Raw genomic sequence first — 12,173 nt, forward strand, 5'->3', positions numbered from 1 at the left:
GGTCAGAAATAACTTGAAGAAGCGAAGCGTGCGCCTAAAAGCTTTCTAAAAGAAAGCTGCATCGGAAGCGTAGGCCCCAGATTTTTTAATATTATTTAAAAGGGAAAATCCGGGGAAAGTTGTTCTGACATCGGAGTGCAAGTGTAAATTCATAAGGAGTGAATCGAATGAACTGGTTGAAACGATTGGGCACCCTGCTGCTGGCAGGAGGGTTGCTGACAGGCAGTCTGGGTCTTGGCTCAGAAGTTTCCGCTGCGGGTTTTTATACAGCCACCGCTGATCCCTCGAAGCAATATCAGACCATCGAAGGTTGGGGAACGTCCCTTGCCTGGTGGGGGAAAGTGGTCGGAGAGTACTCCAATCGGGATGAATATGTGGAAAAGATGTTTAGCCCAACAACCGGACTAGGTCTGAACGTCCTGCGTTACAACATTGGAGGCGGCGATAATCCTTCGTCAAATGTTCTGGAATATCGCAAAGCCGTGCCGGGATATCAGCCTTCCCCGGGTGTGTATGACTGGAATGCAGATGCCAATCAGCGTTATATGCTCCAAGCCGCCAAATCATATGGAGTCAACGTCTTTGAAGCCTTTGCGAACTCGGCACCTTACTGGATGACCATTAGTGGAAATGTGTCCGGTGCCGCGAATGGTGGCAACAATCTCAAGCCCGATTACTATGATGATTTTGCTGATTATCTCACAGAGGTCGTGAAGCATTTCAGAGATAATTGGGGCATCACGTTCGACACCGTAACGCCGCTCAATGAACCCATCTCTACTTGGTGGAAGCAGGGCAACGATCAGGAGGGCATGCACTTTGATCGGGCAGACCAGAACACGATTCTGAGTCAGCTGCAAGCCTCGCTCAATGCCAAGGGATTATCCACGAAGCTGAGCGCGCCAGAAGAATACAGTCTGGATGACACAGCCACTTCCTTCAACAGTTACAGCAGTGCAGTGAAGTCTGCGATCAGTCAGATTAACACACATACCTATGGCGGAAGCAATCGTGCATCATTGCGGAATACAGCGACTTCTGCGGGGAAACATCTCTGGACCTCAGAATATGGAGACGGAGATGCCAGCGGACTAACAATGTCCCGCACGATCCTTAAGGATATACGCAACATGGGGGCGAGTGCTTGGGTGTACTGGCAGGCCGTAGATAGTGCGGATGGCTGGGGATTTTTCAAAAACGTACTGAATAACACGCAAACGACCAACTACACCGTGAATCAGAAATATTATGTCATGGGCAACTACAGCAAGTTTATTCGTCCTGGATTCAAGATCATTGGCATGAGTGATGCCAATACACTTGCCGCCTATGATGCTGCTTCAGGTAAAGTGGTGCTGGTGACTACCAATTCGGATTCGAGTGATACAACGGTGACGTATGATTTGAGTCAGTTTACAAGTGTTGGATCGTCGGCTCAAGTGCACCGGACATCCTCTACGGAGAAGTTGCAGCAATTGACCAACATCAACCTTCAGAATAAAAAGTTTACAGCGACCGCCAAAGCGGGCTCGGTTACGACCTATGTCATATCCGGCGCGACGTATAATGGCAGCACAGGATATGAATCCGGGGCGATCTATAAGCTGATCAATCGGAACAGTGGTCTCGCTCTGGATGTGAATGGGGCTTCCACTGCCGGGGGTGCAACGATCATCCAGTGGAACGACAATGGCGCGGCCAACCAACAATGGAAGCTGGAGTCTGCGGGCAACGGTTATTATAAAATCCGTAACGTAGGCAGTGGTCTGCTGCTGGACGTGAATCAGAGCTCTACTCAAGGAGGCGCAGCCTTGATTCAGTGGCAGGATAACGGGGGCAACAATCAACAGTGGTTACCGGTGGATGTCGGAGGATATCTTGTGCTCGTGAATCGCAATAGCGGCTTAACCGTTGATATCAACCAGAGCTCCACAACCGCCGGTGCCTCGACCATTCAATGGGAAGACAATGGCGGGGCTAATCAGCAATGGAGCCTGGTCAAAGTGAATTAGAAATGACTGTGCGGCCTGTTTATTTGGATTAGACTTGGTTCATGGTACTCCTTTCTTGAAACATGGCGCGCTATACCACATGGCACGGTTCAAGAAAGGAGATCACCCTGAAATATGCTACCAAATCGGGAAAGGGCAAATCGGCCGATATCCTGATCCGTATGTCCTGTTTGCACCAAGTCAGACAATAGTTTGCCCACTGCACTTGCAAATTTGAAGCCATGACCGGAAAATCCGCCTGCCAGCCATACATGGTTATGGGCAGGGTGACGGTCGATAATAAAATCTTCATCCGGTGTGAACTCGTATTTGCATACCGCACCACGCTTCAGCCTTCCGGCTGCCAGTGGCATCCGAAGTTCAAGCAATCTTCGCAGATCACCCTCATCCGTCTCATCAGAGCCAAATGGAGCCAGTGTACTCCCTGGTGTCCACTCCCGCCCCGTATCGTGACGTCCAATCTTCAGACCCGACCCGTCAATGCTCGGAAATCCATAATATCCGCCTTCTTTTCCAGCCAGCGTGAAACCGGGAAAGTGATCCTCGGCGAACAATGCCTCCGGTGCATCGAACCATCCCACGGTTTTGCGTACAGCTCGAATGGGAAGGTTCACGAACGGTTTCAGCGTCTGAAACCATGCTCCGGCACTGAGAATGACCTGGTTCGCATAATACGTTTCGCCAGCAGATGTGATGACTCCAACAGAATCTGCGCTGCACTCGATATGTTCCACACGTGTATGCGTTAAGAGAGTGGCACCCGATGCTTCGGCTGCCTGACGGAAGGCAAGCACGCAGCGTTCACTGAACAAATATCCTGCATCAGGCTCATACATTCCCTCGTAATGTTCAGGGACTTCAATGCCTGGCCAGCGTTTCATAATCTCGGTTGCGCGCAAGGTTTCATACCGAATCCCCGCATCGTCAGCATGGGTTAAACGATTGTGAAAAGAATGAATGTCCGGGTCAACTACATTCAAGACACCCGAACGTACAAGCAATTTGGCCCCGGTAGTATCCTCCAGTTCTTCCCACAGTTCCTGCGCCAGAAGTGCCATCGCTATATAGTCAGGTCCCCCGCTGTACACATGGCGAATAAGCCGTGGTTCTCCGTGATGGCTGCCTTCCGAATGGGGAGGATCAAAGGCATCAATCAGCAACGTTTTTAATCCACTGCGCGCAAGATAATAACCTGCACTCATGCCCATCGATCCGGCTCCAACGATAATGACATCATAGGAATGGGATATAACCATCCCTCCCTCCGCTTATTTTTCACAGACCAATCTTATACAGGATAATCTAGTCTTCAAATCTACAGCAGTCAATAGAACAGGTTATAGAGAAAGCCGATACGACAATAGAAAATTTTGATTAAGGATAAAGTTGTATGTATATCAAAATAGTGGTAGAGTTTTGAACTAAACATTCCGACCTGATTAGTCGGTATTACAGGTCTCTGTATATTCAGATGAAGAGCAAGGAAGGTGAAGTCAACGTCAACGAATCCAACACAAACGTCTGGTTTTCCCAGTCAAACCTATGCCGAAATTGTACTTGAACCCGCCTATAACCAGGCCACACAGCATCTTCTGAACCCCATGATGGCCGTAAACAAAGCACATCTGATTATGCTCCGTGAACAACACATCATTCCGGAGCAAGAGGCATGCCACATCGCTTCGGTTATACAAAGTCTGGATGTGGATGGGCTCCGAACGAGCGAATATTCCCCCCACGTTGAAGATTTGTTCTACCAAGTTGAAGTTGAACTAGAGAAGCTTGGCGGACCCTCTGTCGGGAATCTGCATTTAGCCAGAAGCCGAAACGATATGGGAATCGCCATGTATCGTATGGTTCTGAGGGAGAAGCTGAACTCAACGATCTCCTCAGGGCTATCATTACATCGAAGCCTAAGAGAATTTGCATTACGTCATATCGATACCCTCATGATTGCTCACACGCACACCCAACAAGCCCAGCCGACAACACTTGCCCACTACATCTGTGCCGTTAGCGATTCCCTTGAACGGGATCTTAATCGGTTGAGATCCGCCTATACTGGCTGCAATCGCAGCAGTCTTGGTGCGGCTGCTCTCACCACTTCTGGATTTCCAGTCTGTCGAGACCGGACCGCAGAACTGCTCGGCTTTGATGGCATGATTGAGAATGCCTATGATGCCGTCAGCGGTGTGGATTATGCAGGTGAAGCCGCCTCTGTAGCCCAACTGGCAGCTATCAATCTGGGACGTTTTGTTCAGGATCTGCTGTTATGGTGCACACAGGAATATGGTGCATTAATTGTAGCTGCCCCTTACGTTCAGATTAGTTCCATCATGCCGCAAAAACGGAATCCGGTATCGATTGAACATGCCCGGTCACTGCTATCGAGTGCCAAAGGGGATGCAGCAACTGCGCTTAACATGATGCATAACACGCCCTTTGGCGACATTGTAGATACCGAAGATGATATGCAGCCCTATGTATGGAGAAGTCTGAATACGCTTGAATCCGTATATCGCTTGCTGTCCGAAGTGATGGATACCCTTAAGGTCAATGTGTCATTGCTGCGGGAACGGGCAGAGCATAGCTTCGCTACGGTTACCGAACTTGCAGATACGCTGGTCCGCACAGAAGGATTATCGTTTAGACAAGCTCATTCCATCGTGAGCCGCATTGTAACACAGCTGACGGAATCCGGTATTTCCATTTCGGGATTGAACTGGGAGGTTGTGAACACAGCGGTGCAGGAAATTGCCGCCAAGCCGCTTGCCCTAACCTTTGAGCAATTAGAGGAAGCAATATCCCCTGAGCATTTTGTACACATTCGGCATGTGCGTGGTGGACCGAATCCGGAAGAAGTGGCAAGAGCATTGGAGGCTCAAGCGCTCCGTCTTGACACACAGGAACAATGGAATCTTGGCACCACCAATAAACTCCGTTCCGTAGATGCGAATCTGGATTTAATTCTAAACGGCTGGCTTAACCAAACCTAAACGGAAGGAGCAAAACAATGTTCTCCAATCCCGACTTTCGAGTTTTTGATATCCATGCCCACCTGCCCTATAAACTTTTGCTTTCCTCATATAAAAACCATGAATTGGTGACGCGATATGGCAAGGAACGAAGTGAGCGAATGCGACTAACCTGGGACTTCCCGGCGGTGGAGGAGCAGGGAGAGGAAGCAGCACGGCCGTTAATCGAACGGTGGGTAGATGAATTGGACAAATACAATATTGCTGGACTTAACTTTCTGACGGCTCTGGATAATGACAATCTGGCTGAACAAATATCCATATACCCGGATCGGTTTACCGGCTTCGCTTATCATTCCATTGAAAATGAAGATGCATCCACCGAGTTGCGTCGGGCGGTTGATGAGCTCGGGTTGCGAGGATACAAGCTATTTGGTCCTCTCACCCAGATTCCCTTTGACTCCCCTTCGCTCGATCCGGTGTGGACATTTCTTGCAGAGCGGCGTCTGCCTGTGCTGATTCATTTTGGCATGCTTGGTCATGCCGGAGGCATCGTTCATCATCCCAACATCAATCCGCTTGCCATCTTTAACACGGCCCGTGCCTATCCGGATATTCCGTTCATCATCCCTCATTTTGGCGCAGGGTACTTCCAGGAACTGCTCCATCTAAGCTGGAGCTGCCCTAACGTCTACATCGACACATCGGGTTCCAATCAGTGGGTACGCTGGATGCCCTATGAGCTGAACCTGGAGACGTTATTCCGCAAAACCTACGAACTGTTGGGTCCGGAGCGAATCATCTTTGGAACGGATGCGAGCGGATTTCCGCGTGGTTATCCTTATCGTTATTTGCAGGATCAGGTGCGTGTATGCCGTGAACTTCGCTTCCCTGAAGCGGACATTGAACTCATCTTCGGAAATAACGCAAGACATCTGTTGAAGCTGCCTGTTGATAAAGCCGTTGGTTCCACCAACGCGTAAGTCAAGGAGATAGAGAACGGGTTATAACACTTTTGTTGGAAAAAGAGGGGAGAGTGGCTTCACTTGACGGAATCCGGTTATTTTTCATTCAGGCCAAGCAAGACCCTGCAATTTTTGATTGCAGGTTTACTCTTATTGAGCATAACAGCTTGTTCAGCCAAGCCATCCGAAGAGTCTGGTTCAGCAGCTGTAACAGCTTCGAGTGTTCAGACGGAGAAAGAGCCCATCACGATTGAGTACTGGCAGTACGAATTTCCAGCCAAGGTTGAACTGATCAATACCTTAATCCAGGAATTTGAGACTGAACATCCTAACATCAAAGTCAAACAAACCAATTTTCCATACGACCAGTACAATCAAAAGGTTGCTACACTTGTTCCCGCCGGAAAAGGACCGGATGTCATCAATCTGTATTACGGCTGGCTGCCAAAATATGTGCAATCCGGTTATTTACAGCCGCTGCCTGAAAGCAGCTTTCCGGGCATCGCCGAGGCATTTTTCCCTTTTGTGGATACAGCCAAATTAAATGGAAGCTATTATGCTCTGCCTACAGGCGTGAGAACGCTGGGGTTGTTTTATAACAAGGACTTGTTCACCAAGGCTGGACTTGATCCCGAGAAACCGCCGACGACTTGGGAAGAGCTTGTCTCGGATGCCAAGGCATTAACGGAAACGGACAAAAACGGCCAGTTGGTGACAGAGGGTTTCGCGTGGGAACCGGGTTCCCAACTTCATCACTGGTTCCGAGATGGATTGTTATATCAAGCGGGAGGCAAGGATACAAGCGAGGATCGTCGGAAAATCCTGTGGAATGATACACCCGCAGGGCTTGAAGCATTCAAGTATCTGGTTGATTTTGCAACCGTGCATAAGGTGGGTATTAACGGCTTTTACACCGATGATGCCAATGCATTCAAAACCGGCCATGCCGCAATTAACGTGGATGGTTCATATCGATTGGGATCTATCAAAAAAGACACTCCCGATTTGAATTTTGCTGTCGCCCCGCTGCCAGGTTATAAAGGAAAATCCACACAGGCTTCATTCTGGGCTAATGCGATTCCAGCCAATGTTACCGGAGAGAAGTTGGAAGCAGCTACGGCCTTTTTACAGTTTTTGATCAGCAAGGGTGTTCAGGAACAATGGGTGGAGAAGGTCGGTGAACTTCCCGCACAGAAAGAAGTGGCTCTTCAGGATAAGTATGTGAATGACCCGCTGCTTGGCCCTTTTATCTCTCAACTGAACGATGCTAACGCCCACTTTTTCATTGATGAGACGCAGGAGCGTACGTTGTTTGTGAACGCTGTGGATGAGGTGCTTCTTAATCATGTGCCGGAAGAACAGGCCTTCAATGATCTGGTGGCCAAAACCCAGAAGCTCTATGACGACTACTGGGCGAAACAGGATAAGAAAAAATAAGTTCTCATTCAAGGAGGCTGTGCAGCTATGAGGACTACCGGGGTGATTCCTTCGCGGCCGAAACGGCGTTTATGGTTCGGATCGGGAATAGGAAGACTCAATTACAGACATAAACAGCGGTTATTCATTTATGGCGGTTTGTTGATTCCGCTGCTCTATTTTGTAGTCATCCGTATCTTACCGATTCTGTATTCCTTTAACGTAAGCTTTCGCGAATGGGGCATGCTGTCACCGGATAAACCCTTTGTGGGCTTTGATAATTATGCGACGTTGCTAAGTGACTCTCTATTTCTCAAGTCGCTGGTGAACACAGGAATCTACGTCGTTGTTGGTGTACCTGCACAGTTGATTGCCGGATTAATCGTGGCTCTTCTTCTCCAGCAAGTGGTGAAGCTGCGCGGATTGTTCAGGACGGCCTACTTTATCCCTTATGTAACCAGTGTAGTCGCGGTAAGCTGGATATTCCGGTGGCTGCTGATGAAGAACGGGATAGTAAATGCCCTATTTATAGAGTTAGGTCTTGGGCCGCAATCTTTCCTGTATTCGCCCTCGCAGGCCATCTTCTGGATTATTGCGGTGATGGTATGGCAGAATATCGGGTTTCAGATGCTCATTTTCCTGGCGGGTCTGCAAAACATCCCCAAATTGTATTATGAGGCGGCTGCCATAGACGGAGCCACGGGGTGGCAGCGCTTTGTCCATATTACTATCCCTCTGTTGAACCCGGTTATGCTCCTCTCCGTCGTCATGGCAAGCATTGGGTTCCTGCAATCCTTTACCCAGGTGCTGAATATGACAGGAGGCGGGCCGTTGGACTCCACCATATCTGTTGTGCTTCATATATACAATTTGGCTTTTAAGAGTTTTGATATGGGTCTGGCCTCGGCAGCCACCGTCATTCTGTTTGTCATCATATTCATGCTGACTCTGGTTCAGCTTAAAGTGCTGGGCAGCCGTTTTCAACAGGAGTAAAAGGAAAGGAGGGTGCTTTTCAAGCATGAGCATATCTGCCGCATGGGCCGATACCCGAACAACACTCCGCTGGAAACGTTCCGGGTCACTGATCAGTTATGGTTTACTTACCCTCGGACTTGGGTTGATGGTGTTTCCGTTTCTATGGATGATATCGACGTCGTTCAAGACGCTGGATGAAATCTACTCTCTAAGCCTCATCCCTTCCAGAGTCACATGGGATAATTATGCGGCCATTTTTCAGGGAACCCCATTTCCCCGCTGGATGTTGAACAGCTTATATGTAGCCGTCATTGCCACGGTGAGTGTCTGCGTGTTTGATTCCATTACGGGATACATTTTGGCTAAATTTACGTTCTGGGGGAAACAGGTTATCTTTGTACTCATTCTGAGTACATTAATGGTGCCGACTGAAATGCTGATTATTCCATGGTATCTTGTATCCAGTAGTTTCAACGGCATGGACACATACTGGGGGATTTTGTTTCCAGGTTTAATATCCGGGTTTGGCATTTTTCTAATGAAGCAATTCATGGAATCCCTTCCTTCGGAATTACTGGACGCGGCACGAATTGATGGCATGGGAGAATGGGGCATTTTCCTTCGGATCGCTGTTCCGCTGGTAAGGCCAGCGTTTGCCACCCTCTGCATTCTGACATTCCTGGGCAGTTGGAATTCATTCATCTGGCCGCTCATTATTACGCAGAGTGAGGAGATGTTCACGATTCCTGTCGGAATGGCTTTCTTCTCCAGCGAGGCCAAGGACAGCAGCAACTGGGTACAGATTATGACTGGAGCAACACTTTCGGTTCTGCCATTGATCGTTCTCTTTCTGTGCTTTCAGAAGCAGATCATTCGTGGCATTGCTACAACGGGTCTCAAATAGCTCAAATAGCAAAAGCATCAGACATTTCTTTTAAACAATACAAAACACTACAGACCAAAACAAAGCCGGTTACCCGTCAGTGAACTGCACCCCATTTGTTAGACACGACTAACAATGGAGGTGCAGTTTTTTTGCCTAAATTCAGTTTTGATGAGAAATTGAAAGCCATGCATGCAATGAAGCGGTGCATTTTCCATATGGAAATGGGTGATTCGTCCATGGAAGGCCGGACCGACCTTGGATATAATCGGAGACTAAAGCTGTAGCAACCAGGAGGTATACTTCATTGAAACCAATGATGAGACAAGATGGAACAGAACCGGAGGTAACGTTGCCGGGAACTGCCTATTACCACATGCGTGCAGAACAGACCAAAAGAGATTACGAGATCAAAGTTTGGGTGCCGGAGAGCGCCCCGCCAGCTTCCGGATATCCCGTGATCTATCTGCTGGATGCCAATGCGGTGTTTGGTACGATGGTTGAGGCCATGCGTGTACAATCTTTACGCCCGGAGAAGACCGGGGTTGTGCCAGCAGTTATTGTTGGTGTGGGGTATACTGCCAGAGAACCCTTTCCGCCGGACAGACACTATGATTTTATGATGCCGGTTCCCAAAGAAGAATTACCCCGGAGACCGGATGGAGCAACTTGGCCGGAGCATGGCGGCGCTGAAGCATTCACCCTGTTTATCGAGGAACAATTGAAGCCAGATATTGAACGACGCTATGCCATTGACCGGAGCAGACAATCCGTTGTGGGGCACTCGCTGGGCGGATTATTTGTTTTGCAGTTGTTACTGGAACGTCCGGGAACATACCGAAATTACATTGCAGGTAGTCCGTCTCTTCATTGGAACTCAGCCTGGATCGCCCGGCAGCAAGAGACGTTTGCTTCTCGCATGCAAGATAACCGTACGGAAATTCATGTTTTACTTGCAGCAGGAGAACTGGAGGGGAGTCATCCCAGCGGGGTGATTGAACGCTCCCGAGCGTTTACTCAATGGTTGAACCATAGCGATGCAAGTGGAGTGCGCGCTGACTTTATCTGTTTTGAAGATGAAGGTCACATCTCGGTATTGCCTGTGTTGATCAACAGGGCACTGCGATTTGCATCCAGAGATTGAACGGGTTGAGTACCATCATGAAAGAACTAGTAGATGCGGGGGTCTCCGAAAATTTGATATACTGATGATAGTTATTGAGAATGGTTATCAAATGGAGGCCTATAAATAGATGATTTCCCCTAACTTATACCCTAATCAAGAGGTGGATTCCACGTATCTGCTCGACAGATTGACTATAAAATTGCGTGACATGGAGAAAATGAAATCCACTTCGGACTGGAACATTCCCCAGCAGCATACCTCGTCTTATGTGCTTGTCTTGGTCACAGGTGGTGAAGCCTTACTGACACTGGATCGGGGGTCTATCCATATCCATGCACAAGGCGTATATTCCTGTGTACCCGAATCCACTTTTGGACTGACCTCTTTCGGAGATGAAGGAGCCGAAGTAACGATCATGCGGTTTGACCTTTATCAAGAGCTGCATGATGATCCTGACACCTTGCATGTGGTTAAAGATACCCCGATGTTCAGATCTGGAAAGGAGCTGGCGGTGTCACCAACCGTTCAGCTCTCATTTATGTGCGAAGAAATACACAACCTGTGGCATAGTGGCAGGGCCATGGGGCATTTTCAGGCACATGTGCAGTTTCTCCAATTGCTCGCAAGCCTTACAGAAGCATCACCTCCGCTCAAGGAAGATTCCCAGATGATGATCCAGCGTACCAAAGATTATATCGATGAGCATTCCAATGAGAATCTAACCGTGGAATATCTGGCAGGCATGGCCGGGCTGAGTCCGAAATATTATGTGGACCTGTTCAAGCGAAGATATGGAATGAGTACAACTGATTATATTTCTTCACTCCGCATTAACCGGGCAAAACAACTTATGGCCGGTACTGAAATGCGTCTGCGGGATATTGCTCATCAGGTTGGATATCAGGACGAATTTTACTTCAGTCGCAAATTTAAAAAAGCCATGGGAATATCCCCTTCGGTATATATGAACAGCCGCCGCCGTAAAATTGCGGCCTATCACATTGCGATTACAGGACATTTGCTGGCCCTGAACATGATTCCCTATGCGGCACCGCTGCACCCGAAATGGACATCGTATTATTATCGAATGTATGGCAAGGACATCCCTGTACATCTGAGTGCCTATCGGATTGACATGGAATGGCAATCCAAAATTCAGGCTCTGCAGGAGCATCAGCCCGACCTGATTATCAGTTACGACCACTTGCGACCTGAGGAGAAAGCACAGCTTGAAGGTATTGCACCGGTTCATTACCTTACGGTCTCAGATCACAACTGGCGATCACAGCTTCAGATTCTGGCTGAACATCTGGGGACACAGCAGGATGCCAAGAGCTGGCTGGAAACTTATGATTATAAGGTTGATCAGGTCAAAACGATGATGCAGCAAAAGCTTGGCAACGAGAAGGTAGTTGTTGTCCGTTTGTTAAAACATCAGTTCACACGTTATTGTTCACCTTCCATGTTGGAAGTGTTATATGGAGATTTGGCAGTCAAACCAGCCCATGTCATTGAAGAAGGGGAGATATATAACGAGCCGATTATGCTGGAACAGCTGGATGAAATGCAGACCGATTGGATATTTCTGATGGTATGTCAGGAGAGTGAGACGTTATCCTTCTGGGAGGATGTGCAGAAAACCTCCTTGTGGCAAAATATAAAATCCGTTCAGAATAACCGGTTATTTATCATCCCAGCTGATCCCTGGCTTGAGAACTCGCCCCTCGCCAATGAACGCATCCTGGACGATCTGATGGATCGCTATCGGTGAAAAATCCATAGAGATTCAGGACAGAGTCCATGGTTCTGTCCGTCATTCTT

At 48.4% G+C, this 12,173-nt stretch carries 10 protein-coding genes; 9 read left to right on the forward strand and 1 reads right to left on the reverse strand.

All coding sequences use genetic code 11. The features are described 5' to 3' along the window. Nucleotides 1–167 precede the first annotated feature (167 nt). Nucleotides 168–2,012 (forward strand): RICIN domain-containing protein, encoded by a 1,845-nt coding sequence (locus HW560_RS13630; RefSeq protein WP_179263472.1) that lies wholly within the window; start codon nt 168–170, stop codon nt 2,010–2,012. 89 nt (nt 2,013–2,101) lie between these two features. On the opposite strand, the gene solA is transcribed toward HW560_RS13630, so the two are convergent. Beyond that, nucleotides 2,102–3,268 carry an N-methyl-L-tryptophan oxidase gene (gene solA, locus HW560_RS13635; RefSeq protein WP_090903790.1) on the reverse strand — a complete coding sequence of 389 codons (1,167 nt, stop codon included), beginning with the start codon at nt 3,266–3,268 and terminating at the stop codon, nt 2,102–2,104. Nucleotides 3,269–3,499: 231 nt separating this feature from the next. Here solA and argH point away from each other — a divergent pair, with 231 nt between their 5' ends. The 8 genes from argH (at nt 3,500) to HW560_RS13670 (ending at nt 12,123) form a co-directional block, all read left to right on the forward strand. Beyond that, nucleotides 3,500–5,008, forward strand: a complete 1,509-nt coding sequence (gene argH, locus HW560_RS13640) for an argininosuccinate lyase (protein ID WP_257031897.1) — start codon at nt 3,500–3,502, stop codon at nt 5,006–5,008. A gap of 17 nt (nt 5,009–5,025) precedes the next feature. After that, the gene (locus tag HW560_RS13645) at nt 5,026–5,970 is read left to right on the forward strand and encodes an amidohydrolase family protein (protein ID WP_090903789.1); all 945 of its coding nucleotides are present in this window, start codon (nt 5,026–5,028) and stop codon (nt 5,968–5,970) included. 63 nt (nt 5,971–6,033) lie between these two features. Next, nucleotides 6,034–7,389, forward strand: a complete 1,356-nt coding sequence (locus HW560_RS13650) for a sugar ABC transporter substrate-binding protein (protein WP_179263474.1) — start codon at nt 6,034–6,036, stop codon at nt 7,387–7,389. Nucleotides 7,390–7,416: 27 nt separating this feature from the next. Continuing rightward, nucleotides 7,417–8,361: a carbohydrate ABC transporter permease gene (locus HW560_RS13655; RefSeq protein ID WP_179263476.1), complete on the forward strand. Its 945-nt coding sequence runs from the start codon at nt 7,417–7,419 to the stop codon at nt 8,359–8,361. Nucleotides 8,362–8,386: 25 nt separating this feature from the next. Further along, nucleotides 8,387–9,247, forward strand: coding sequence for a carbohydrate ABC transporter permease (locus tag HW560_RS13660; RefSeq protein WP_179263478.1), 861 nt, complete (start codon nt 8,387–8,389; stop codon nt 9,245–9,247). A 131-nt stretch (nt 9,248–9,378) separates the two neighbouring features. Then, on the forward strand, nt 9,379–9,513 hold the full coding sequence (locus tag HW560_RS33820; RefSeq protein ID WP_257031898.1) for a hypothetical protein: 135 nt from the start codon (nt 9,379–9,381) through the stop codon (nt 9,511–9,513). 29 nt (nt 9,514–9,542) lie between these two features. Beyond that, nucleotides 9,543–10,370, forward strand: a complete 828-nt coding sequence (locus HW560_RS13665; protein ID WP_179265810.1) for an alpha/beta hydrolase — start codon at nt 9,543–9,545, stop codon at nt 10,368–10,370. Between the two features lie 109 nt (nt 10,371–10,479). Beyond that, the gene (locus HW560_RS13670) at nt 10,480–12,123 is read left to right on the forward strand and encodes an AraC family transcriptional regulator (RefSeq protein WP_179263480.1); all 1,644 of its coding nucleotides are present in this window, start codon (nt 10,480–10,482) and stop codon (nt 12,121–12,123) included. Nucleotides 12,124–12,173 lie beyond the last annotated feature (50 nt).

Source organism: Paenibacillus sp. E222 (genome assembly GCF_013401555.1).
Taxonomy (GTDB): Bacteria; Bacillota; Bacilli; order Paenibacillales; family Paenibacillaceae; genus Paenibacillus.